At 70.0% G+C, this 21,202-nt stretch carries 23 protein-coding genes and 1 pseudogene; 11 read left to right on the top strand and 13 right to left on the bottom strand.

Features of this window, described 5'->3' with window-relative positions:
- Positions 1-4 precede the first annotated feature (4 nt).
- From GFH49_RS30065 to GFH49_RS30055, 3 genes are all read right to left on the bottom strand, one after another.
- Complete coding sequence (locus GFH49_RS30065) at positions 5-967, bottom strand: electron transfer flavoprotein subunit alpha/FixB family protein (RefSeq protein WP_155059206.1); 963 nt, start codon at positions 965-967, stop codon at positions 5-7.
- Positions 968-1,021: 54 nt separating this feature from the next.
- The gene (locus tag GFH49_RS30060; protein ID WP_155059205.1) at positions 1,022-1,807 is read right to left on the bottom strand and encodes an electron transfer flavoprotein subunit beta/FixA family protein; all 786 of its coding nucleotides are present in this window, start codon (positions 1,805-1,807) and stop codon (positions 1,022-1,024) included.
- Between the two features lie 289 nt (positions 1,808-2,096).
- Positions 2,097-2,432, bottom strand: a complete 336-nt coding sequence (locus GFH49_RS30055; RefSeq protein ID WP_155059204.1) for a TlpA family protein disulfide reductase — start codon at positions 2,430-2,432, stop codon at positions 2,097-2,099.
- A gap of 322 nt (positions 2,433-2,754) precedes the next feature.
- Here GFH49_RS30055 and GFH49_RS30050 point away from each other — a divergent pair, with 322 nt between their 5' ends.
- Positions 2,755-3,483, top strand: a complete 729-nt coding sequence (locus GFH49_RS30050; RefSeq protein ID WP_155059203.1) for a lysophospholipid acyltransferase family protein — start codon at positions 2,755-2,757, stop codon at positions 3,481-3,483.
- 213 nt (positions 3,484-3,696) lie between these two features.
- Here GFH49_RS30050 and GFH49_RS30045 read toward each other — a convergent pair whose 3' ends face one another.
- The 4 genes from GFH49_RS30045 to GFH49_RS30030 all read right to left on the bottom strand — a co-directional run bounded on the left by GFH49_RS30045 (position 3,697) and on the right by GFH49_RS30030 (position 7,684).
- Positions 3,697-4,290: a transglutaminase domain-containing protein gene (locus GFH49_RS30045; RefSeq protein ID WP_155059202.1), complete on the bottom strand. Its 594-nt coding sequence runs from the start codon at positions 4,288-4,290 to the stop codon at positions 3,697-3,699.
- 99 nt (positions 4,291-4,389) lie between these two features.
- Positions 4,390-5,460 (bottom strand): threonine aldolase family protein, encoded by a 1,071-nt coding sequence (locus GFH49_RS30040; RefSeq protein WP_155059201.1) that lies wholly within the window; start codon positions 5,458-5,460, stop codon positions 4,390-4,392.
- Entirely contained in the window at positions 5,457-6,203 is a 747-nt protein-coding gene (locus tag GFH49_RS30035) for an SDR family NAD(P)-dependent oxidoreductase (RefSeq protein ID WP_155059200.1), read from the bottom strand. The genes GFH49_RS30040 and GFH49_RS30035 overlap by 4 nt, the downstream gene beginning before the upstream one ends.
- An 83-nt stretch (positions 6,204-6,286) precedes the next feature.
- Entirely contained in the window at positions 6,287-7,684 is a 1,398-nt protein-coding gene (locus tag GFH49_RS30030) for a DUF6421 family protein (RefSeq protein ID WP_155059199.1), read from the bottom strand.
- A gap of 395 nt (positions 7,685-8,079) precedes the next feature.
- Here GFH49_RS30030 and GFH49_RS30025 point away from each other — a divergent pair, with 395 nt between their 5' ends.
- The gene (locus GFH49_RS30025; RefSeq protein WP_155059198.1) at positions 8,080-8,763 is read left to right on the top strand and encodes a glycerophosphodiester phosphodiesterase; all 684 of its coding nucleotides are present in this window, start codon (positions 8,080-8,082) and stop codon (positions 8,761-8,763) included.
- Positions 8,764-8,766: 3 nt separating this feature from the next.
- On the opposite strand, the gene GFH49_RS30020 is transcribed toward GFH49_RS30025, so the two are convergent.
- Positions 8,767-9,306, bottom strand: coding sequence for a GNAT family N-acetyltransferase (locus tag GFH49_RS30020; protein WP_155059197.1), 540 nt, complete (start codon positions 9,304-9,306; stop codon positions 8,767-8,769).
- 71 nt (positions 9,307-9,377) lie between these two features.
- Here GFH49_RS30020 and GFH49_RS30015 point away from each other — a divergent pair, with 71 nt between their 5' ends.
- The gene (locus tag GFH49_RS30015) at positions 9,378-9,770 is read left to right on the top strand and encodes a VOC family protein (RefSeq protein ID WP_155059196.1); all 393 of its coding nucleotides are present in this window, start codon (positions 9,378-9,380) and stop codon (positions 9,768-9,770) included.
- 90 nt (positions 9,771-9,860) lie between these two features.
- On the opposite strand, the gene GFH49_RS30010 is transcribed toward GFH49_RS30015, so the two are convergent.
- Positions 9,861-10,064: a hypothetical protein gene (locus GFH49_RS30010; RefSeq protein ID WP_155059195.1), complete on the bottom strand. Its 204-nt coding sequence runs from the start codon at positions 10,062-10,064 to the stop codon at positions 9,861-9,863.
- A 134-nt stretch (positions 10,065-10,198) separates the two neighbouring features.
- Here GFH49_RS30010 and GFH49_RS30005 point away from each other — a divergent pair, with 134 nt between their 5' ends.
- The 5 genes from GFH49_RS30005 to GFH49_RS29985 all read left to right on the top strand — a co-directional run bounded on the left by GFH49_RS30005 (position 10,199) and on the right by GFH49_RS29985 (position 14,022).
- Positions 10,199-10,729, top strand: a complete 531-nt coding sequence (locus GFH49_RS30005) for a DUF5134 domain-containing protein (protein ID WP_155059194.1) — start codon at positions 10,199-10,201, stop codon at positions 10,727-10,729.
- Between the two features lie 64 nt (positions 10,730-10,793).
- Positions 10,794-11,729 carry a M56 family metallopeptidase gene (locus GFH49_RS30000; RefSeq protein ID WP_155059193.1) on the top strand — a complete coding sequence of 312 codons (936 nt, stop codon included), beginning with the start codon at positions 10,794-10,796 and terminating at the stop codon, positions 11,727-11,729.
- Positions 11,730-11,786: 57 nt separating this feature from the next.
- Positions 11,787-12,500 carry a phosphatase PAP2 family protein gene (locus tag GFH49_RS29995; protein ID WP_155059192.1) on the top strand — a complete coding sequence of 238 codons (714 nt, stop codon included), beginning with the start codon at positions 11,787-11,789 and terminating at the stop codon, positions 12,498-12,500.
- A gap of 9 nt (positions 12,501-12,509) precedes the next feature.
- On the top strand, positions 12,510-13,199 hold the full coding sequence (locus tag GFH49_RS29990) for an HAD family hydrolase (protein WP_155059191.1): 690 nt from the start codon (positions 12,510-12,512) through the stop codon (positions 13,197-13,199).
- 145 nt (positions 13,200-13,344) lie between these two features.
- Complete coding sequence (locus GFH49_RS29985) at positions 13,345-14,022, top strand: TetR/AcrR family transcriptional regulator (RefSeq protein ID WP_155059190.1); 678 nt, start codon at positions 13,345-13,347, stop codon at positions 14,020-14,022.
- Here the strand turns inward: GFH49_RS29985 and GFH49_RS29980 are convergent.
- On the bottom strand, positions 14,010-15,512 hold the full coding sequence (locus GFH49_RS29980) for an LVIVD repeat-containing protein (RefSeq protein ID WP_155059189.1): 1,503 nt from the start codon (positions 15,510-15,512) through the stop codon (positions 14,010-14,012). The two genes, GFH49_RS29985 and GFH49_RS29980, sit on opposite strands and share 13 nt — an antisense overlap.
- Positions 15,513-15,608: 96 nt before the next feature.
- On the opposite strand from GFH49_RS29980, the gene GFH49_RS29975 reads away from it, so the two are divergent.
- Positions 15,609-16,250 (top strand): DUF305 domain-containing protein, encoded by a 642-nt coding sequence (locus GFH49_RS29975; protein WP_155059188.1) that lies wholly within the window; start codon positions 15,609-15,611, stop codon positions 16,248-16,250.
- 12 nt (positions 16,251-16,262) lie between these two features.
- Here the strand turns inward: GFH49_RS29975 and GFH49_RS29970 are convergent.
- Positions 16,263-16,734: pseudogene (locus GFH49_RS29970) on the bottom strand (DUF6214 family protein).
- 201 nt (positions 16,735-16,935) lie between these two features.
- On the opposite strand from GFH49_RS29970, the gene GFH49_RS29965 reads away from it, so the two are divergent.
- Positions 16,936-18,279 (top strand): FAD-dependent oxidoreductase, encoded by a 1,344-nt coding sequence (locus GFH49_RS29965; RefSeq protein ID WP_155059187.1) that lies wholly within the window; start codon positions 16,936-16,938, stop codon positions 18,277-18,279.
- Between the two features lie 109 nt (positions 18,280-18,388).
- Here the strand turns inward: GFH49_RS29965 and GFH49_RS29960 are convergent, their stop codons facing one another.
- Entirely contained in the window at positions 18,389-18,739 is a 351-nt protein-coding gene (locus GFH49_RS29960; RefSeq protein WP_196218165.1) for an ArsR/SmtB family transcription factor, read from the bottom strand.
- Between the two features lie 125 nt (positions 18,740-18,864).
- On the opposite strand from GFH49_RS29960, the gene GFH49_RS29955 reads away from it, so the two are divergent.
- Complete coding sequence (locus tag GFH49_RS29955) at positions 18,865-19,944, top strand: NADH:flavin oxidoreductase/NADH oxidase (protein ID WP_155059185.1); 1,080 nt, start codon at positions 18,865-18,867, stop codon at positions 19,942-19,944.
- A 122-nt stretch (positions 19,945-20,066) separates the two neighbouring features.
- Here the strand turns inward: GFH49_RS29955 and GFH49_RS29950 are convergent, their stop codons facing one another.
- The gene (locus tag GFH49_RS29950) at positions 20,067-21,023 is read right to left on the bottom strand and encodes an extracellular catalytic domain type 1 short-chain-length polyhydroxyalkanoate depolymerase (RefSeq protein ID WP_408055970.1); all 957 of its coding nucleotides are present in this window, start codon (positions 21,021-21,023) and stop codon (positions 20,067-20,069) included.
- Positions 21,024-21,202: the final 179 nt, after the last annotated feature.

Genomic DNA, 21,202 nt, shown 5'->3' with positions numbered 1-21,202 from the left:
CGGATCAGCCCTTGCGGGTCTTGATCTCCTCGGTGAGCTGCGGGACCACGTCGAAGAGGTCGCCGACCACGCCGTAGTCGACCAGGTCGAAGATCGGGGCCTCGGCGTCCTTGTTGATCGCCACGATCGTCTTCGAGGTCTGCATACCGGCACGGTGCTGGATCGCACCGGAGATGCCGGAGGCGATGTACAGCTGCGGCGAGACCGACTTACCGGTCTGGCCGACCTGGTTGGTGTGCGGGTACCAGCCGGCGTCCACGGCGGCACGCGAGGCACCGACGGCCGCGCCGAGGGAGTCGGCGAGCGCCTCGATGAGGCCGAAGTTCTCCGCGCCGTTCACACCACGGCCACCGGAGACCACGATCGCGGCCTCGGTCAGCTCCGGACGGCCGGTCGACTCACGCGGCGCACGGGCGGTGACCTTGGTGCCGGTGGCGTTCTCGGAGAAGGTCACGGCGAACGCCTCGACCGCACCGGCGGCCGGGGCGGCCTCCACGGCCGCGCTGTTGGGCTTGACCGTGATGACCGGGGTGCCCTTGGAGACACGGGACTTGGTGCTGAAGGAGGCGGCGAACACCGACTGGGTGGCCACCGGGCCCTCGTCGCCGGCCTCCAGGTCGACGGCGTCGGTGATGATGCCGGAGCCGATACGCAGCGCCAGACGGGCGGCGATCTCCTTGCCCTCGCCGGAGGACGGGACCAGCACGGCGGCCGGGGAGACGGCCTCGACCGCGGCGTGGAGGGCGTCGACCTTCGGAACGACCAGGTAGTCGTCGTACTCGGCGGCCTCGTGGGTGAGGACCTTCACGGCGCCGTACTCGGCGAGCGTGGCGGCGGTGTCGGCGGCGCCGTCGCCCAGGGCGACGGCGACGGGCTCGCCGACGCGGCGGGCCAGCGTCAGCAGCTCCAGGGTGGGCTTGCGGACGGCACCGTCCACGTGGTCGACGTAGACGAGAACTTCAGCCATGGGACTTCTTCTCTCCTGCTTGCGAAAGATGAGGGGCGGTCAGCGAATCCGGGCTCAGATGAACTTCTGGCCCGCGAGGAACTCAGCGAGCTGCTTGCCGCCCTCGCCCTCGTCCTTGACGATCGTGCCTGCCGTACGGGCCGGACGCTCGGCCGCGGAGTCGACGACCGTGTAGGCACCCTCCAGGCCGACCTCCTCGGCCTCCAGGTCCAGGTCGGACAGGTCCCAGGACTCCACCGGCTTCTTCTTGGCCGCCATGATGCCCTTGAAGGACGGGTAACGCGCCTCACCCGACTGGTCGGTGACCGACACGACGGCCGGCAGCGAGGCCTGAAGCGTCTCGGAAGCGGCGTCGCCGTCACGGCGGCCCGTGACGGTGCCGTCCTCGACGGAGACCTCGGACAGCAGGGTGACCTGCGGGACGCCCAGACGCTCGGCGAGCAGCGCCGGTACGACGCCCATGGTGCCGTCGGTGGAGGCCATGCCGGAGATGACCAGGTCGAAGCCGGCCTTCTCGATCGCCCTGGCCAGCACCAGCGAGGTGCCCATGGCGTCGGTGCCGTGCAGGTCGTCGTCCTCGACGTGGATCGCCTTGTCGGCGCCCATCGAAAGGGCCTTGCGGAGCGCGTCCTTGGCGTCCTCGGGGCCCACGGTCAGGACGGTGATCTCGGCGTCGTCGGCGTCCTCGGCGATCTGCAGCGCCTGCTCGACGGCGTATTCGTCGAGTTCGGAGAGCAGACCGTCCACATCGTCCCGGTCGACGGTCAGGTCATCGGCGAAGTGCCGGTCGCCGGTGGCGTCAGGCACGTACTTCACGGTGACAACGATCCTCAAGCTCACGCCGGCTCTCCTACTGCATCGACATTTCTCTGCTGCCCACTTGCAGGCAGCATAGGCGCCCCAAGCGGCCGATCCCGGTCGGGGCGGCTGCGCTCCGACCGAATATTACTCGTCAGTACATCCAGTTCATGCCCACTAAGCAAGCGCTTTGAACTGTGACCTTTGCAACGCAGCGTAACCGGAAGTCGACGCTCTCGCAGAAGAGTCCGCAGCATGATCAGTCCCACAGTGCGGTGCACCGCCCCGAGTGGTACACGAGCGGACATCCGGGAGAATCACGGAGATCGGCTCACCTCGCTCCGAGCACCTCGCCCAGTGCCGCGATCACATCCGCCTTGCGTGGTTGGCCGGTTGCCCGCCGCACCACGTGGCCGTCGGCGTCGAGGACCAGCACGGTCGGGGTCTTGAGGATGCCGAGCCGGCGCACGAGCTCCAGCCGGGCCTCGGCGTCGACCTCGACGTGAGCCACCCCGGGCACCATCCGGGCGACCTCACCGAGGACCCGCCGGGTGGCCCGGCAGGGTGCGCAGAAGGCGCTGGAGAACTGCACGAGGGTGGCGCGCTCGCCGAGATCCTGTCCCAACTCGGCCGCGCCGAGCCGCTTTCCTTCGCCCCGCCCACGCATCCGCGCTCTCCCGTTCCGCCGCCGGCGCGGCACTCCGCAGGCGCTCGCCGCCACCTTGCCCAATGCTGCATTCGGGTACTGCCTGGGCCGCGAGATGTGCTGGTCGCGTGGAGGATTACGGTACGTGCCCAGTAAAGGCGGCGTAAAAGCCCGAGGTGGATCATGGGGTCGACGTGACGAGAATCTCGCCGTTCTCCGGCACCAACACTGGCTGTCCGTGCGTTCTTGGGGCACGATCTGCGAGATGCCGTAAACCTACGGCTGCGTAACTTTCCCGCCGGGAGCCGTTTCCCGGGCAGATGAGGAAGGGTTCACCCCGTCCATGGCAGAGCTTGTCTACCGTCCCGTTGTCGGTCTCGCCCTCACATTGTTCAAGGCGTGGGACCTGAAGATCGACTGCAAGGGGTCGGAGAACATTCCGCGCTCGGGCGGCGCCGTGCTGGTGAGCAATCACATCAGCTATCTGGACTTCATCTTCGACGGCCTGGCGGCGCTGCCGCAGAAGCGGCTGGTCCGCTTCATGGCGAAGGAGTCCGTGTTCCGGCACAAGATCTCCGGTCCGCTGATGCGCGGGATGAAGCACATCCCCGTGGACCGCAAGCAGGGTGAGACGGCGTACCAGCACGCGCTCGACTCACTGCGCTCCGGCGAAATCGTCGGGGTGTTCCCCGAGGCCACGATCTCGCAGTCGTTCACGCTCAAGAGCTTCAAGTCGGGCGCGGCGCGGCTGGCCCAGGAGGCGGGCGTACCGCTGATCCCGATGGCCGTGTGGGGTACGCAGCGGCTGTGGACCAAGGGCCACCCGAAGAACTTCAAGCGCAGCCACACCCCGATCACCATCCGGGTCGGCGAGGCGATCGAGGCCTCCCGCGACAAGTACGCCGGTGCCATCACACGCCAGCTGCGCGAGGCCGTACAGGACCTCCTCGAAGCCGCGCAGCGCGCCTACCCCGTACGCCCCAGGGACGCCCAGGACACCTGGTGGATGCCGGCCCACCTCGGTGGTACGGCTCCGACACCGGAAGAGGTCCGCGCGGCCGAGGCCCGCTGACAGCGGGCGCTGCGCCGGCCGACCGGGACCCGGCCGCGGTGAGTGCGGAGGGTCAGCCCCCGCGCCGGGCCATGCTCTCCAGCAGGAAGACCGCCGAGACGGTCTCCTAGGTGAGCCGGGTGCGCGGTCCCTGGTGCCAGTTCCAGCGGCGGCAGGTCACCCCGGCCCCGGGTCCGTTGACAAGGCCGTGCGCCGCTACGGCGCGGCCCTTCCTCAGAGTGCGGTGGGCAGCGTCTGCCACAGATGCGGCCGGTCACGCGCCGCCTTGAGGGTGTTCAGCACGACCGGATGGGGTTCGGCGTACAGCACTGGATAGTCCATCTCATTGGACTTGACCTCGGGTGCGAACGCCAGCCGCTCACCGTCGAGCGAGAACTGGGCGTCGACGCCTGGCTTGTTGCCCCTGGGGTCCTGCCGATGCCAGGCGCCGTTGAACCGGACGGCGACCAGACCGTGCACGACATGTCCGTCACCGTCGCCGTCCGACAGCCGCTGATAGCAGAACGCCGTCGGGATGTCCTCGGCCCGCAGCAGCGCCGCGAGAGCGTGCGCCTTGGCGTAGCAGATGCCCGTGCCCTGTTCCAGGACGTCGGAAGCGCGCCAGGTGACCCGCGGGTCGCCGGAGTCCTGCGAGTGCGGGATGGCGTCGCGCACGAACTCGAACGCCAGTCGTGCATAGGCATACGAGTCCTGCGCCTTCTCGGCCAGGCGGGCAGCCGTCGCCCGTACGCGCGGATGATCATGGTCGATGGCGTCGCTGGCGGCCAAGTAGGCGGACAGGTCAGAGGTTTCCTGCGTGAGCTCCATGCCCGTAGAGCATAGGAAGACGATCAACCACCGGTCAATTAATTTTCCGCATCCCACATATTTATGCAGCACCTGCGGTCACTGACGAACGGCGCGGCCTCAGCGAGCCATCTCCTCCTTGAGCGCCGCCACGAACGCGTCCACGTCCTCCTCGGTCGTGTCGAAGGCGCACATCCAGCGGACGTCGCCCGCCGCCTCGTCCCAGAAGTAGAAGCGGAACCGCTTCTGCAGTCGCTCGCTCACGTCATGCGGGAGCTTCGCAAACACGGCGTTGGACTGCACCGGGTAAAGGAGTTCGACGCCGTGCACCGCGCGCACGCCCTCCGCGAGGCGCTGGGCCATCTCATTGGAGTGCCGGGCGTTGCGCAGCCACAGGTCCTTGGCGAACAGCGCCTCCAACTGCACCGACACGAAGCGCATCTTGGAGGCGAGCTGCATGGACAGCTTGCGCAGGTGCTTCATGTGGCTGACGGCGTCCTGGTTGATGACGACGACCGCCTCGCCGAGCAGCGCGCCGTTCTTGGTCCCGCCCAGGGAGAGGATGTCCACGCCGACCGCGTCGGTGAAGGTCCGCATGGGCATGTTGAGCGAGGCCGCCGCGTTGGCGAGGCGGGAGCCGTCGAGGTGCACCTTCATGCCGTGCGCGTGGGCGTGCTCGCAGACGGCGCGGATCTCGTCCGGCGTGTAGACGGTGCCGAGTTCGGTGCTCTGGGCGATCGAGACGACCTGCGGCATGGCCCGGTGCTCGTCGTCCCAGCCGTACGCCTGCCGGTCGATCAGCTCGGGGGTGAGCTTGCCGTCGGGCGTGGGCACGGTGAGCAGCTTGAGGCCGCCCATGCGCTCGGGGGCGCCGCACTCGTCGACGTTGATGTGTGCGCTCTCGGCGCAGATCACCGCACCCCAGCGGTCGGTGACCGCCTGGAGCGCCACGACGTTGGCGCCGGTGCCGTTGAAGACGGGGAAGGCCTCGGCGGTGGCGCCGAAGTGGCTGCGGATGATCCGCTGGAGGTTCTCGGTGTAGACGTCCTCGCCGTACGCGACCTGGTGCCCGCCGTTGGCCAGGGCCAGGGCGGCGAGCACCTCGGGGTGGGCCCCGGCGTAGTTGTCGCTGGCGAAACCGCGGATTTCCGGGTCGTGACGGCGACGGGCGTCGGTCTTCGGAGGGTTCACGGCTTCTCGGCCAGCCACAGACGTTTTCCGTTCACTTCGGCGGCGGGCTTCTCCCAGACTCCGAGGACGGCCTCGGCGAGGTCATTGACGTCCGTGAAACCCGCGAACTTCGCGTGGGGGCGCTCGGCGCGCATCGCGTCGTGCACCAGTGCCTTCACCACCAGGATCGCAGCCGCCGCGTTCGGGCCCTGCTCGCCCCCGGCCTTGCGGAAGTAGTCGGCCGTGGCCAGCGTCCACGCCTCGGCGGCGGCCTTGGCGGCGGCGTAGGCGGCGTTGCCCGCGGTGGGCTTGCTGGCACCGGCCGCGCTGATCAGGACGTACCGGCCGCGGTCGCTGCGCTGCAGGGCCTCGTGGAAGGCGAGGGAGGTGTGCTGCACGGTGCGGATCAGCAGCAGCTCCAGGAAGTCCCAGTCGTCGAGGCTGGTGCGGGTGAAGGTCTCGCTGCCGCGCCAGCCGCCGACGAGGTGGACCAGGCCGTCGACCCGGCCGAAGTCCTTCTCGATACGGGTGGCCCAGTCGTGGGTGGACTGGAGGTCGAGCAGGTCGACCGTGTCACCGATGACGGTGGCACCGCCGTGCGCGTAACTGGCCGCGTCCACGGCCTCGGCCAGCCGCTCCGGGTCGTTGTCCGAGCCGACGACGATCGCGCCCGCCTCGGCCAGTCTGAGCAGCGCCGCCCGCCCTGCGGGTCCACCCGCACCGGCCACCGCGACCACCGCACCGCTGAGAGCCCCGTTCCCCATGATCCTCGCCTCCTGACCAGCGTGCGCCTCTTGATCGGTCGTTCGCCTGCGGGGCGCCACCGCCTCACTCCCTGTGCGGTCGCTCACGCGGCGACTCGCTCGGCGGTGTCGGCCGTGATGCCACGGGTCGAGGCAATCACGTTCTTCAGCTTCTTGGACAGCGCCTCATAGAACATGCTCAGCGGAAACTCGTCCGGAAGCACGTCATCGACGAGTTTGCGCGGCGGCAGGGTCAGGTCCAGGGCGTCGGGGCCCTTGGCCCACCTGGAGCCGGGGTGCGGAGCGAGATAGGTGGCGACCAGCTCGTAGCCCTTGAACCAGTGGACGAGCTTGGGGCGGTCGATGCCGTCCCGGTACAGCTGCTCGATGTCGGCGCACAGCTGGTTGGTGACCTGCGGTGCCCGCTCCCAGTCGATGGAGAGCCTGTTGTCGGTCCAGCGGACGACGTCGTGCTGGTGCAGGTAGGCGAAGAGGAGCTGGCCGCCCAGGCCGTCGTAGTTGCGGACGCGCTCACCGGTGACCGGGAAGCGGAACATGCGGTCGAACAGCACCGCGTACTGCACGTCACGGGCCTGCGGGACACCGTCGGCGGCCAGCCGCACGGCCTCCTTGAAGGCGGTGAGGTCGCAGCGCAGCTCTTCCAGGCCGTACATCCAGAACGGCTGGCGCTGCTTGATCATGAACGGGTCGAAGGGCAGGTCGCCGTGGCTGTGGGTGCGGTCGTGGACCATGTCCCACAGGACGAAGGCCTCCTCGCAGCGATTCTGGTCCTGGACCATGGCGGCGATGTCCGCGGGCAGGTCGAGGCCGAGGACGTCCACGGCGGCCGCGGTGACGCGACGGAAGCGGGCGGCCTCACGGTCGCAGAAGATGCCGCCCCAGGAGAAGCGCTCCGGGGCCTCGCGCACGGCGATCGTCTCGGGGAAGAGGACGGCGGAGTTGGTGTCGTAGCCGGCCGTGAAGTCCTCGAACTTGATGCCGCAGAACAGCGGGTTGTCGTAGCGGGTGCGCTCCAGCTCGGCCAGCCAGTCCGGCCAGACCATGCTCAGGACGACCGCTTCGAGGTTGCGGTCGGGGTTGCCGTTCTGTGTGTACATCGGGAAGACGACCAGGTGCTGGAGGCCGTCCGCGCGGTGTGCGGCGGGCTGGAAGGCCAGCAGTGAGTCGAGGAAGTCCGGCACCCCGAATCCGGCGTCGGCCCAGCGGTGCAGGTCCTCTACGAGGGCCTCGTGGTAGACGCGGTCGTGCGGGAGCAGCGGGGACAGCTCCGAGACGGCGTCGGTGATCCGGCGCACGACGAGTTCGGCGTCCGCGGGATCGGGGGCGCCCTCGGCCGCGAAGTCGATCGACCCGTCCTTGGCCTGCCAGGGCCGGATCCGCTCCACGGCATCCTTGAGCACGGGCCACGCCGGGTGCTCCACCACCCTGGCCATCGAAGGAACCTGGTCCCCCGCACCCACCTGCACAAGAATTTCCGTCATGTCCCATCCTCCACGGGAGAACCTCGCGTAAGGACACCGTATGCATATGAGGTTTCCCCCAGCAAGGGCAGCCTCGGTGAATTATCCTGCGTACCCCCCGGTGTCACCGAACTTTTTCCTGCCAGATGCCCTGACGGCGACTACTTCGGCCGCGAACGGGCAAGCGTGGCACGGGATCCAGGAGGGCCGGCGGTCAACGCGCGCAGGACTCGCCCACGCCCGGGTGAACGCTCGGGGTGACGGCGGCCGGGCCCGCCATGCGCGCCACGCCGATCGCCGGTGAACGCGCGGGTACATCGCGGGGCAGGGCCACTAGGCTGCGGCCCTGCCGCGCGAAACATCCGCCCCGGTTACGCGCGTGCCCGAGCCGCCGTCGACGGAAGCGAGTTGGAACCTTGAACTTCCTTACCATCGGTCACCGCGGAGTCATGGGTGTCGAACCCGAGAACACCCTCCGTTCCTTCGTCGCCGCCGAGCACGCCGGCCTCGACGTCATCGAACTCGATCTGCACCTCAGCAAGGACGGCGCCCTCGTCGTCATGCATGACGCGGACGTGGACCGCACGACCGACGGAACCGGCCCGATCGCCGAGCAGACGCTCGCCGAACTGCGCGCCCTGGACGCGGGTCGCGGAGAGCGCGTGCCGGTCTTCGAGGAGGTCCTGGACGCGGTGAAGTGCCCGCTCCAGGCGGAGATCAAGGACGAGGCGGCGGCGCGGGCGCTGGCCGGGGTCATGCACAAGCGGGATCTGGTCGGCCGGGTCGAGGTGTCCTCGTTCCACGACGAGGCGATCACCGAGATCGCCCGGCTGGTGCCCGGCGTCCGCACCGCGCTCATCGCCAGCCGCTATGACACCGATGTCGTGGACCGCGCCGTCGAGACCGGTGCGCGAGCCGTCTGCCTGAACATCCGCCGGCTCACCCTGGAGATCGTGGAGCACGCCCGGAAGGCGGACCTGAGGATCATCGGCTGGGTGGTGAACACGCAGGACCACCTGCGGCTCGTACGGGCTCTGGAACTGGACGGTGCGACCACCGACTACCCGGAGATCAAACGCACCGGCCGCTTCACCGCGTGACGTTCAGCCGAGTTCCTTGACCAGCAGCTCGAACTGCAGGTCGTCGCGGAGTGGGATGCCGAACCGCTCGTCGCCGTACGGGAACGGGGTCATCCGTCCCGTACGGCGGTAGCCGCGCCGCTCGTACCAGGCGATCAGGTCATCGCGTACGGAGATCACGGTCATGTGCATCTCCGTGGCACCCCACTCCTCGCGGACCGTGCGCTCCGCCTCGGCGATGATCACCTTGCCGAGGCCGTCGCCCTGGAGCCGGGGGCTGACCGCGAACATCCCGAAGTAGGCGTGGTCGCCGCGGTGTTCGAGCTGGCAGCAGGCGACGACCTGCCCGTCCCGCTCGACGGTGAGCAGCCGGCTGTCCGGCGACTTGATCACGGCCCGCACTCCCTCCGGGTCGGTCCGCTGCCCCTGAAGGATGTCCGCCTCCGTGGTCCATCCGCCCCGGCTGGAGTCACCGCGGTACGCCGACTCGATCAGGGCGACCAACGTGTCCACATCGCTGTCGACGGCGTCTCGGAACGTCGGTCCGGTGGCTGCGGTCTCCATCGAGTACGACTCCGATCTCCGGCGCGGCTCAGGCACGGACGAGAGTAGCCCAGCCACTAGGCTCCGGCTGCATGGTGCACGTACTGAGCAGCCGGATCCTTCTGCGACCCACCGATCCCGAGCGGTCCCGGTTCTTCTACGGCGAGCAGCTGGGCCTGGCCGTCTACCGGGAGTTCGGTACGGGCCCGGAACGCGGCACGGTCTACTTCCTCGGCGGCGGCTTCCTGGAGGTCTCCGGCCGGTCCGACCCACCGCCGTCCCCGGCCGTACGGCTGTGGCTCCAGGTGGACGACGTGACCGCGGCGCACGAAGAGCTGCGGGCAAAGGGCGTCGAGATCCTGCGGGAGCCGGTGAAGGAGCCGTGGGGCCTGATCGAGATGTGGCTCGCGGATCCGGACGGAACCCAGATCGTGCTGGTGGAGGTGCCCGAGGACCACCCGATCCGATACCGTCCGGGAATCTGAGCGCCCCGCAGGGAGCGCGGGCAGCTGCCCGACCGGTCACGGCGGACCCGCAGAGGATCAACGGCCTGGCGCGGGCATCCCGCGGAGCCCTCAGCGGCGGTCCGCGCGAGTCAGTTCCCGGAAACCCGCCGAGGTCAGGTGGCCGACCATCGCCCGGCCGGTGGCCGCTTCGTAGGCGAGAAGGCGATCCGCAGCCGGTCGGCGGCTCGGGCAGGACACGCTCGCGTCGGGCAGGGCGAACGAGGCGACCGCGTCGGGGTGCGGACGATATTCCTCACTGACGGTATTCCTCATTCCTCACTGACGGTATTCCTCACTTGCGTGCTCCCTCACATGCCCCCCGCGTACACCCTTGCGCTCGTATGCGCGCCGCCTGCTCCGGGCATCCCCTGAGCGAGTGGCCGCGACCGTCGACCGCGGAGGTGCGTGTGCACGGACCGGCTTCGACCGGGTGGCTGCTGGTCGCGTTGTGCGCGGCGACCGGCGCCTACTGTCTGCTGCGGATGCGCAGCAGTGTCGAGGAGCAGCGCCGCGCGGCGGGCGGTGAGGCACTGATGGGTTTCGGGATGGCAGCGATGGCCGTACCGGCCGCGGTGTTCACGCCGCCTTCGTGGGCCTGGCCCGTGTACGCGGCCGTGTTCGGCGGGGCCGCGCTGCACGCGTTGTGGGCGGCACGGACGCATGCCCACCATCTGCACCACCTGGTCGGCGCCTCGGCGATGGTCTACATGGCGCTGGCGATGGCCCGCTCGCCGGGAGGGCACGGCGATTCCGGGGTCCCGCTCGTCACGGCGGCGCTGCTGGCGTACTTCGTGGGGTATGTGCTGCTGTCCGGCGCCCGGCTGGTGCCCGTCGCCGCCGGTGGCGGGAGTGTGGGGTGGGGCGACCGGCCGGAGCTGGCGCGGGCCTGCCGGCTGTCGATGGGGATCGGGATGGTCGCGATGCTGCTGACGCTCTGAGGTATGCGTCACTTGGCCCGACAAGCCGTACCTCCGGGCGTTCCGCCGCTCATAGGGTGCTCCCATGATGGTCCCCGCGGCACTGTTGCTGCTCGGCGCCCTGACCGCCGTGGTCGCCCCTCGGCTGATCGCCCGCGCCGACTGGCCGGACCGTGAACCGGTGGTCGCCCTGTGGGTGTGGCAGTGCGTGGTGGCGGCGGTGCTCCTGTGCTGTGCGCTGTCGATGACGCTCAGCGCGGCGGCGGCCTGGCAGGCCGTCCGGGGCCATGTGTTCGCGACCGCGCCGCACTCCGTCGTGGAGGCCTACGCCTTCGGTCCCACCGGCCCGTGGGCCCCGACGACCGCGGTGGCGCTCGCGCTGGGCGGGGTGTGGAGCGCGGCGATGCTGGTCCGCGAGGTCGCACGGGCACGTGCCCGGCGCCGGCAGCGGCGAGCCGAACTCCTCGTCCGCGCCCCGCGGTTGCCCGGCGAGGAGCCCGAACGGCACCGGCTGGTCGTCCTTGAGGGCGCGCGGCCCGACGCCTGGTGGCTGCCGGGCTCGCCGCCCCGACTGGTCGTCACCACCGCCGCGTTGCGTCGGCTGAAGGGCCGGCAGCTGGACGCCGTGCTGGCCCATGAGGAGGGGCATGCGCAGGCCCGGCACGACTGGCTGCTGCACTGCTCGGCCGCGCTGGCGGGCGGGTTCCCGCGGGTGCCGGTGTTCGCCGCGTTCCGCGACGAGATGCACCGGCTGGTCGAACTCGCCGCCGACGACACGGCCTCCCGGCGCTTCGGCCGCCTGACCACCGCTCTGGCGCTGGTGGAACTGAACGAGGACCGGGGCGTGTTCGGTCACGGCCCGGCCCCGCACGCCCATGTGCCGCAGCGGGTGAACCGGCTGCTCGCTCCCCCGGACCGGCTCTCGGCGGCCCGGCGACTGCGGCTCACCGCGGCGGCCTCGCTGGTGCCGGTCGTGCCGGTCCTGGTGGCGTTCGTACCGGCGCTGCGGACGCTGGGGTAGCCGATTTCAGGACCCCGGAATTCGCCTCACACCCCGTCGTTCGGCGAGGATCACAGCATGCACACTCCGTCCGTCGACTCCCCTCCCCGCCCGAGCGGCCATCGCGGCGCCGTGCGCTCCGCAGCCGCCCTGGCGGCGTCCTCGCTGCTGCTGCTCATCCTGGTCGCTGCGGAGTGGGGGCCCCTGATGGAGCTCGACGGCGACATCGCCCGCCCCACCCACCGCTGGGCGGTCGACGGCCCCGGGATCACTCAGACGTGCCGGATCCTCACGGACTGGGTGTGGGATCCGTGGACGATGCGCGTCCTGTGCACGGCCGTCGTGCTGTGGCTGATGTGGAGACTCAGGGACTGGTGGACCGCTCTGTGGCTGGCGGCCACCGTGGCGCTGGGCACCCTGGTGCAGCAGTCCCTGAAGGCGGCGGTCGGCCGTGCCCGCCCGGTATGGCCCGACCCCGTCGACTCGGCCCACTACGCGGCGTTCCCGTCCGGCCACGCCATGACCGCCACGGTGGTCTGCGGCCTCCTGCTGTGGCTCCTGATCCACTACGGCGCCGGCCGCACCGTGTGGCGTACGGCGGTGGCGGTGGCGGTGATCTCCGTGGCCGGCGTCGGCCTGACCCGCGTGTGGCTCGGCGTGCACTGGGCCTCGGACGTCGTCGGCGGCTGGCTGCTGGGCGCGACGCTGGTGGCGCTGGCGGTGCTGGTGCACCGGCGGTGGGTGCCCCGGACATCACCGGCTCTCCCCACCCGGCGGATCACATCCCCGTAAGATCACCTCATGACTGCCGTGCTGTTCGATTTCTCCGGGACCCTCTTCCGTGTCGAGTCCACCGAGTCCTGGCTGCGGGGTGCGCTCACCGAGGCCGGGATCGAGCTGCCGGACCCGGAGTTGACCGAGACGGCGCAGGCGCTTCAGACGGCGGGGGCGCTGCCCGGCGGGGGCGATCCGGAGCGGTTGCCCACGGCGGTCGCCGAGGTGTGGGACGTGCGGGACCAGAGCTCGGAGCTGCACCGGGCGGCGTACACCGGGCTCTCCCGGCAGGTGCCGCTGCCCGACCCTGGGCTGCACGACACGCTGTACGACCGCCATATGCTGCCCGCCGCGTGGGCGCCGTACCCCGATGCCGCGGAGGTCCTGCACACGCTGCGCGAGCGCGGTATCCGGGTCGGCGTGGTGAGCAACATCGGCTGGGACCTGCGCCCGGTGTTCCGCGAGCACGGCCTCGACCCCTACATCGACACCTACGTCCTGTCGTACGAGCACGGCATCCGGAAGCCGGACCCGCGGCTGTTCGCCACCGCCTGCGCGAAGCTCGGCGTCGAACCGCGGGACGCGCTCATGGTCGGTGACGACCGCCGGGCGGACGGCGGCGCGGCCACGCTGGGCTGCGGGGTGCACTTCGTGGACCATCTGCCGGTGACCCTGCGGCCCGACGGCCTGCGGCCGGTGCTGGACCTGGTGGGCTGAGCCGGCCCGGTGTCGCCGCCTCCTCCTCGGACGATCCCCCGCGTCGCCCGAGGAGGACGGCAGCACCGGACGGCCCGCGGAAAGGGGCAGGCCCGGACGCGCTGAGTATAGTTGGCTGCCAGCCAGTCAACGCAGGAGTTACAGCATGTCCCCGCGCAGCGCCTCGGTCAATGAAGAGTTGCGGCGGCGTTCCCGGGAGCGGCTTCTGCATGCCGCGGTCGAGTTGGTCGACGAGCGCGGGTTCGAGGCGACGACGCTGGGCGACATCGCGGACAGAGCGGGCTCGGCGCGCGGTCTCGTGTCGTACTACTTCCCCGGCAAACGCCAGCTGGTGCAGTCCGCGGTGCACCGGCTGATGAACCGCACGCTGGAGGAGGCCCTGGAGCGCGAGCCGCGTACCGAGGACGGCCGGGAGCGCATGGCGCGGGCGATCGACGCGATCCTGGGTCTGGCCCGGGACCGGCCCGTGTTGATGCGCCAGCACGTGGCCGGGCTGCTGCAGGCCGAGGGGTTCATGCCGTGCCCGGAGCAGCGGCGGCTGGCCGAGCTGCTGCGGGACACCGTCGCCCGCGCCGGCTCGCAGGACGTGGACACCGACTACCCGATGCTACGTGCCCAGCTGATGGGCGCGGTCTGCGCGGCGCTGGTGCCGGGTGCTCCGATGCCCCTGCCGGTGCTGCGGGCCGAACTGTTCAACCGCTACCGGCTGGACTGGGCGCTGGGTGTCCCGCCGGACACCGAGGTGGCGTCCGGCGGGACGGGTGACGCGGAACTGTCGCGGTTCTTCGCGACCGGCGAGCGGCCCGCGGATCAGCCGAAGTAGTCCGGCTGCGTCTGCACGTTGAGCTCGCTCAGCCGCACCCGGTTGGCCGGGTCGGTGCGCCGGTCACTGATCTTGAGGACGTCGAGCCCCTTGGCGATGTCGTTCGAGTAGATGTAGCCGTTGTAGTAGTACGCCGACCACGAACCGGCCGTGGTGACCCTGTCCATGGTCAGCGGGCCGCGCTCGAAGTAGGCGATCTCCTTCGGGCGGGCGGAGTTTGTGAAGTCCCAGACGGAGATGCCGCCCTGGTACCAGGCCTGGACCATGATGTCCCTGCCCTTGACCGGGATGAGCGAGCCGTTGTGGGCCACGCAGACCTCGGTGTCCGCCTGGTGGCGGTCGATCTTGAAGTAGCTGCGGAAGACCAGCTTGCTCTTGTCGCCCTTGCCCACGATGTCGTAGATGCCGTCGGCACCGCGGTTCGGGCCGATCTCCTCGTTGCAGGTGGCCGCTCCGCCGCCGCCCAGCTCGTCGGTGAAGACGACTTTGTCGGCACTCTGGTTGAAGGTCGCCGAGTGCCAGAACGCAAAGTTGACGTTGTCCTGGACCTGGTCGATGACCTTCGGATGCTCAGGATCCCTGATGGAGAACAGGATGCCGTCGCCCATGCAGGCGCCCGCCGCCAGGTCCTTCGAGGGCAGCACGGTGATGTCGTGGCAGCCGGTGGTCTTGGAGACGCCGGGGTTGGTGGGGGCGCCCGGGTTGCCGCCGCCGTCGGCTCCCTCGCCGGGGAAGAGGACCGGGAAGCCCACCACGGCCGCCTTCTCGGGGGCCTTGCGCGGCACCTTGATCACCGAGATGCCGTCGTGCGGTGGCTGGCAGTCGGGGTAGGTGGCGCTCGGCGAGTACGAGGAGACGTAGATGTAGACGTTGCGGCGCTCGGGCACCAGCGTGTGGGTGTGCGAGCCGCAGGCGGTCTCCACGGCGGCGACGTACTTCGGGTTGGCCTTGTCGCTGATGTCGAAGACCTTCATGCCCTCCCACGACGACTTCTCGGTCACGGGCTGCGTGGTGCTGTTGCAACTGCTGTCGCTGCGCGAGGAGTCGGTGGACAGGAAGAGCAGGTCGCCGGAGACGGAGATGTCGTTCTGCGAGCCGGGGCACAGCACCTGCGAGACCGTCTTCGGGGCCTTCGGGTTGCTGATGTCGAAGATGCGGAAGCCGTCGTAGTTGCCGGCGAAGGCGTACTTGCCCTGGAAGGCGAGGTCCGAATTGGTGCCCGGTAACACGTCCTTGGGGATGTTCGTCACGTGCTGGATGTTGGCGGAGTGGACGATCTCGTCCTGACCGGGTATCTCGCCGCTGTCGAGGGCCCGCCTCACTTCGGCCTGGGTGCTCTGGGAGACCTCCTTCTCCGCCGCCGGGCCGTCCCCCGGGTCGGGGGTCGCGGCCGCCGGACCGCCCGTGAGCAGCGCGGCCAGCAGCCCGACGGCGACAGCGCCGACTCCCAGGCGTCTGTGCCGCGTTCGGGGATCGTTCAACAGGATCACTGTTTCCTCCCTTGTTCCGTTCGCGTGGGAACGGTTCATGCCCGTCGAAGTATCGTCTTGGGCATGCACATACCAACAGAGGGACACAGACATGTAATGAAGCTTTTCAAGCGGTCCTCTACGGCGGCACTGGCCGCCTTCGCCGTTCTGGCGCTGGGAAGTTGTGACTCCGGATCCGACGCCGACTCCGCCTCGGCGAGCGGGCCTTCGGTGATCGTGCCGGGCGAGCCCGGCGAGGAGAACCACACGCTGTCCGCCGAGGACGCCGCACGGCAGCGCGCCGACGACGACTCCCCCAACTCCGCGGACGTCTCGTTCGCCCGCATGATGATCGAGCACCACTCCCAGGCTCTGGAGATGACCGAACTCGTGCCGGACCGCGCCGAGTCGGCGCAGATCAAGAGCCTGGCCGAGCGGATCTCGGCCGCGCAGAAACCGGAGATCGAAGCCATGAGGGGCTGGCTGAAGACGCACGGTGAGAAGGAGACGGGCGGCGGGCACGACCACGCTTCGATGCCCGGGATGGCGACCGAGGGTCAGCTCAGCAACTTGCGCGCGGCCGAGGGGAAGGCGTTCGACCAGCTCTTCCTCACCCTCATGATCACCCATCACGAAGGGGCGGTGACCATGGCCACGGATGTGAAGGCGCAGGGCAACAACATTCAGATCGAGGAGATGGCGGACGACACGATCGCCCAGCAGACCAGCGAGATCGACCGGATGCGGGACCTGCCGTGAGCCGAGCCCGCCTCAGCGGCGGGCATGGCGTGCCGTCAGGAATCCCGCGTCGCGGGCCTGGGCGATCAGACTGAGGGACCTGCGCCGGCTGTGCCCGGTCGCGCCCATCACGGCGAGGACGGGGTCGGCGCCCTCCTTCTGTGCCGCTCGGTACTCCCGGGCCACCAGCCACTGCCCCGCGATCCCGCGCGGCCACGCGGGACGGGCATGCCGCGAGGCCCCCGGATCGCCGGCGGGCTCGACTCCGCAGACCTCGGACAGCGGGCCCTCGACCCACTCGGCGAGCACCGCCAGATCGTCGAGGGACAAGGCCGGCCGGGCCCGCACGTCCTCGATGCAGACCCCGGCGCCGGACACCACGGCGAGCAGGTCGACCTGCGCGCCGTCCGGGAACGCCAGCCGAACGCCCCACCAGGACGTCACACCGGCGTCGTCCCCGTCGGCTCCGTCTTCCCGCACTTTCCCACGCGGGCCACACGGACACCGCACCGTCCATCGGACAACGATCAGAAAGATCAAGAAAGGATGCGTCCAACACACACGCAACGTAACCTCATGATCACATTCCATACGAACGAACACGCACGCCTGTACCCGGTACAGCACCCTGTCAGCGGAGCATCCGCGGTGCGATGCTGGAAGCATCAGCGATCTCCGACGGTCCTTCGGGGTAAGGAGTTCCGCCGTGCTTCATGTCGCCGTCGTCGGCTCCGGACCGAGCGGGGTCTACACCGCCCAGAGCCTTGTCCAGCTCCACTCCGACGTGCTGGTGGACGTCCTGGACCGGCTGCCGTGCCCGTACGGCCTGGTCCGCTACGGAGTGGCACCGGACCACGAGAAGATCAAGTCGCTGCAGAACAACCTGCGGACGGTCCTGGAACACGAGCGGGTGCGGTTCCTCGGCGGCGTTCAGGTGGGCCGCGGCGGGGTGCCGGCCGCGAGGCTGCGCGAGCTGTACCACGCGGTCGTGTACTGCGTGGGCGCCGCGACCGACCGCCATCTGGGCATCCCCGGTGAGGAACTGCCGGGCAGCTGGTCGGCGACCGAGTTCGTGTCCTGGTACAGCGCCCACCCGGACGCCACCGCCGACGGCTTCGTGCTCGGCACGCCCTCCGCGGTGGTCATCGGCGTCGGCAACGTGGCCGTGGACGTCACCCGGATACTGGCCCGCGGCCCGGCCGAGCTGAGCCCCACCGACATGCCCCAGGCGGCGCTCACCGCGCTGGCGGCGAGCCGGGTGACCGAGATCAGCATGGTCGGCCGCCGCGGCCCCTCCCAGGCCCGCTTCACCACCAAGGAACTGCGCGAGCTGGGCGCCCTGCCGGACACCGAAGTGCGGGTCGACCCCGCGGAGTTGGCGCTGGACCCGGCCTACGCCGACCCTTCCGGCCTGCCCGCGGCGAACCGCCGCAACGTGGAGGTGCTGCGCGGCTGGGCCGGGGCACCGGCGAAGGAGGCCCACCACCACATCCGGCTGCGCTTCTTCCTGCGCCCCGTCGAACTCCTCGCCGAGGCGGGCCGCGTGGGCGCGGTGCGCTTCGAACGGACACGGCCCGACGGCCACGGCGGGGTGACGGGCACGGGCAGCTACGAGGACATCGGGGCCCAGCTGGTGCTGCGCTCGGTGGGCTATCGCGGAGTACCGCTGGAAGGCCTCCCCTTCGACACGGCGACCGGCACGGTGCCGCATCTCGCCGGCCGCGTACTGCGCGAGGACCTCGTCGCGCCGGGCGAGTACGTGGCCGGCTGGATCAAGCGGGGGCCGACGGGCGTCATCGGCACGAACCGGCCGGACGCCAAGGAGACGGTGACGTCGCTGATCGACGACGCCGACGTTCTCGTACAAAAGGATCTGCCCGGGGATCCGCTGACGGCCCTGCGCGGCGAGGGGATCGAGCCGGTCGAGTGGTCCGGCTGGCAGTCGATCGAGCGGGCGGAGGCGGAACTCGGGGCATCACTCGGCCGAGGGGTGGTGAAGCTCCCCGACTGGCAGTCACTGCTGAACGCCGCGCACGGCAACGCGGGTTAGGGGCGAGGGGCTTTGTCACGGTGCGGCTCCGCCGCGTTGGAGGCCCCTTGAGCAACGCCGGGCCCGGTGAGGTCCGGGACGGTCGCCGTGGGCGTGCTGCCAGTCGGCATCAGGCGCTCCGGAGGCGGACGGCCTGGCGGGTGGCGGCGTCGAGGAGGGTGTCGAGCAGCCCCGGGAAGAGGCCGTCCAGGTCGTCCCGGCGCAGGCCGTTCATCTTGGCCGTGCCCCGGTAGGTCTGCCGGATCACTCCGCTCTCGCGCAGCACCCGGAAGTGGTGCGTGGTCGTGGACTTGGTGACCGGCAGGTCGAAGTGCGAACAGGACAGCTCGCCGCCGTCGGTGGCGAGTTCTCGCACGATCTGCAAGCGCATCGGGTCGGCGAGCGCGTGCAGGATGTCCTCCAGCCGGATCTCGTCGCGCGCCGGGTGCGGAAGATCACGACTGGTGGTGGCGGTGGTCACGGCGGCTCCAGTTCGTCGGACGGACTTCCATTGTACGAAGGGTCTCGTAGTTTGACACTTCACGTACTACGATGCCTATCGTACGAGTCGTCCATCGACCCCCGTGACGATTGGAGCAGCTCGCCATGAGCGCCCTCTTCCAGCCTTTCCGCCTGCGCGACGTGACCGTCCCGAACCGGGTCTGGATGGCCCCGATGTGCCAGTACTCGGCCGCTCCGGAGGGCCCGGACGCCGGGGCCCCGGCCGACTGGCACTTCGCCCACTACGCGGCGCGCGCGGCCGGCGGCACGGGCCTGATCCTCGTCGAGGCGACCGCCGTCGGCCCCGAGGGGCGGATCTCCCCGTACGACCTGGGTATCTGGAACGACACGCAGGTCGAGGCGTTCCGCCGGATCACCCGCTTCCTGGTGTCGCAGGGCACGGTGCCCGGGATCCAGCTCGCGCACAGTGGCCGCAAGGCCTCCGTAGCCCAGCCCTGGAAGGGCGGGGCGCCGGTGGGCCCGGAGGCGTACGGGTGGCAGCCGGTGGCGCCCAGTCCGGTCGCGTTCGACGAGCGGCATCCGGTGCCGGACGAGTTGACGGTGGATCAGATTCACGAGATCGTCGGCCAGTTCGCGGACGCGGCCCGCCGTGCTCTGTCCGCCGGCTTCGAGGTCGCCGAGATCCATGGCGCCCACGGGTATCTGATCAACGAGTTCCTCTCCCCGTACTCCAACCACCGCACCGACGCGTACGGCGGCTCGTACGAGAACCGCACCCGCTTCGCCTTCGAGGTCGTCGACGCCGTTCGTGCGGTGTGGCCGGACGACAAGCCGCTGTTCTTCCGGATCTCGGCGACCGACTGGCTGGAGGAGGGCGGCTGGGGCGCGGACGACACCGTCCGTTTCGCCGCAGGCCTCCAAGCCCACGGCATCGACCTGCTCGACGTCTCCACCGGCGGCAATGTCTCCGGCGCCCGCATCCCGACCGGCCCCGGGTACCAGGTGCCGTTCGCCGCCCGCGTCAAGGCGGAGACGAGCCTCTCCGTCGCCGCCGTGGGCCTCATCACCGACGCCGGACAGGCCGGGAAGATCCTCGCCAACGACGAGGCCGACGCGGTGCTGCTCGGCCGTGAACTGCTGCGGAACCCGTCCTGGGCGCGGCACGCGGCACGCGAACTGGGCGGGGAGGTCCACGTGCCGGACCAGTATCACCGCTCGGTCTGACCGTCCCCAGGACCGCCCGTGCGGGACGATGGTCGACCGGAGACACCCCGGTCGTCTGTTCCCGTATCAGCCGTACGACCGCGCTCACCGATGCGAGCGCGGTCGTACGGACTGGGGCAGGGTCAGCCGCTTGCCAGGCCGAAGAAGGTCAGCACACGAGCGGCCATACCCGTGGCGTACAGGTCGGGGTGGCCGACGCCTTGGAGGCTGATGCCTTCGACGGGGGCCTGGTCACCGGTGCCGCCGTAGCGGGTGCGGGTCCAGCTGGACTGGGGCGAGTCCGTGACAGCCGGGGTCTGACTGACACCGAGCACGTTCGCCCACTGCTCGATCTGCTCCTTGAAATTGGGGTAGCACAGCACGTCGTCCTCGGTGCCGTGCCACACCTGCATCCGCGGCCGGGGCCCGTTGTAACCGGGATACGCGGCGCGCACGAGGTCCCCCCACTCCTGCGGGGTGCGGTCGATGTCGCCGTTCGCGCACGGGTGGTTCCATTCGGCGCCGTCGGTGGTGGCGAAGCAGCCGAACGGCACACCGGCGAAGGACGCGCCCGCCGCGAACACATCGGGATAGAGGGCCAGCAGGACGTTCGTCGTCATCCCGCCCGAGGAGATGCCGGTGGCGAAGATCCGGCTCGTATCGGCGTCGTACATCCGGGTCACCCAGTCGACCATGGACTTGATGCCCACCGGGTCGCTGCCGCCGCCGCGGCGCAGGGCCTGGGGTGAGGAGACGTCGAAGCACTTGGTGTCCCGGGTGACCGACGGGTAGATCACGATGTACCCGTAGCGGTCGGCGAGCGAGGCGTACTCGGTCGTGGTGTGCATCGCCGGGCCGGAGCCCCCGCACCAGTGCGGGGCGACCACGACGGCCGGCTTGTCGCTCACGTTGTCCGGAACGTACAGGTACATCTGCAGGTTGCTGGGGTTCTCGCCGAAGCCGGTGACCTCGGCGAGGGCCGCGGTGGGCTCGTCGACGCGGGCGTTCGCCGGGGGTGCGGTGACGAGGGCTGCCGCGAGCATTCCGGAGAGGGCGGCGAGCAAGGTGCGAAGTGGTCTGCGCTTGGTGGTGGCAGGCAAAGTGTCATCCCTTCGTGATGGGGGATCCTGGGGCCGTCGACAGGGAGATCAGCAGGGCATCGAGCGCTCCCATGCGGCGAGTTCGACTGTTCCCCCGCTGAGCGGGGGTGTCCGAATGTGTTGTGCACAAAGCGTGGAGCAGGAGCGCGGGTCGCGTGGGGCGCAGTTCAGCGAGCTGA

The sequence above is a fragment of the Streptomyces blattellae genome (assembly GCF_009709555.1).
Lineage (GTDB): Bacteria > Actinomycetota > Actinomycetes > Streptomycetales > Streptomycetaceae > Streptomyces > Streptomyces blattellae.
Note: the sequence above shows the minus strand (reverse complement) of the source record. Positions and strands in the feature narration are given on the sequence as shown.

Excerpts from the sequence above, each read along its gene's own strand:
- GFH49_RS30000 (WP_155059193.1), top strand. The coding sequence starts at position 10,794 with ATGATGGTCCCCGCGGCACTGTTGCTGCTCGGCGCCCTGACCGCCGTG.
- GFH49_RS30050 (WP_155059203.1), top strand. The coding sequence starts at position 2,755 with ATGGCAGAGCTTGTCTACCGTCCCGTTGTCGGTCTCGCCCTCACATTG.
- GFH49_RS30030 (WP_155059199.1), bottom strand. The coding sequence starts at position 7,684 with ATGACGGAAATTCTTGTGCAGGTGGGTGCGGGGGACCAGGTTCCTTCG.
- GFH49_RS29985 (WP_155059190.1), top strand. The coding sequence starts at position 13,345 with ATGTCCCCGCGCAGCGCCTCGGTCAATGAAGAGTTGCGGCGGCGTTCC.
- GFH49_RS30065 (WP_155059206.1), bottom strand. The coding sequence starts at position 967 with ATGGCTGAAGTTCTCGTCTACGTCGACCACGTGGACGGTGCCGTCCGC.
- GFH49_RS29990 (WP_155059191.1), top strand. The coding sequence starts at position 12,510 with ATGACTGCCGTGCTGTTCGATTTCTCCGGGACCCTCTTCCGTGTCGAG.
- GFH49_RS30010 (WP_155059195.1), bottom strand. The coding sequence starts at position 10,064 with ATGAGGAATACCGTCAGTGAGGAATATCGTCCGCACCCCGACGCGGTC.
- GFH49_RS29995 (WP_155059192.1), top strand. The coding sequence starts at position 11,787 with ATGCACACTCCGTCCGTCGACTCCCCTCCCCGCCCGAGCGGCCATCGC.
- GFH49_RS30020 (WP_155059197.1), bottom strand. The coding sequence starts at position 9,306 with ATGGAGACCGCAGCCACCGGACCGACGTTCCGAGACGCCGTCGACAGC.
- GFH49_RS29975 (WP_155059188.1), top strand. The coding sequence starts at position 15,609 with ATGAAGCTTTTCAAGCGGTCCTCTACGGCGGCACTGGCCGCCTTCGCC.
- GFH49_RS29955 (WP_155059185.1), top strand. The coding sequence starts at position 18,865 with ATGAGCGCCCTCTTCCAGCCTTTCCGCCTGCGCGACGTGACCGTCCCG.
- GFH49_RS30035 (WP_155059200.1), bottom strand. The coding sequence starts at position 6,203 with ATGGGGAACGGGGCTCTCAGCGGTGCGGTGGTCGCGGTGGCCGGTGCG.
- GFH49_RS30045 (WP_155059202.1), bottom strand. The coding sequence starts at position 4,290 with ATGGAGCTCACGCAGGAAACCTCTGACCTGTCCGCCTACTTGGCCGCC.
- GFH49_RS30055 (WP_155059204.1), bottom strand. The coding sequence starts at position 2,432 with ATGCGTGGGCGGGGCGAAGGAAAGCGGCTCGGCGCGGCCGAGTTGGGA.
- GFH49_RS30015 (WP_155059196.1), top strand. The coding sequence starts at position 9,378 with ATGGTGCACGTACTGAGCAGCCGGATCCTTCTGCGACCCACCGATCCC.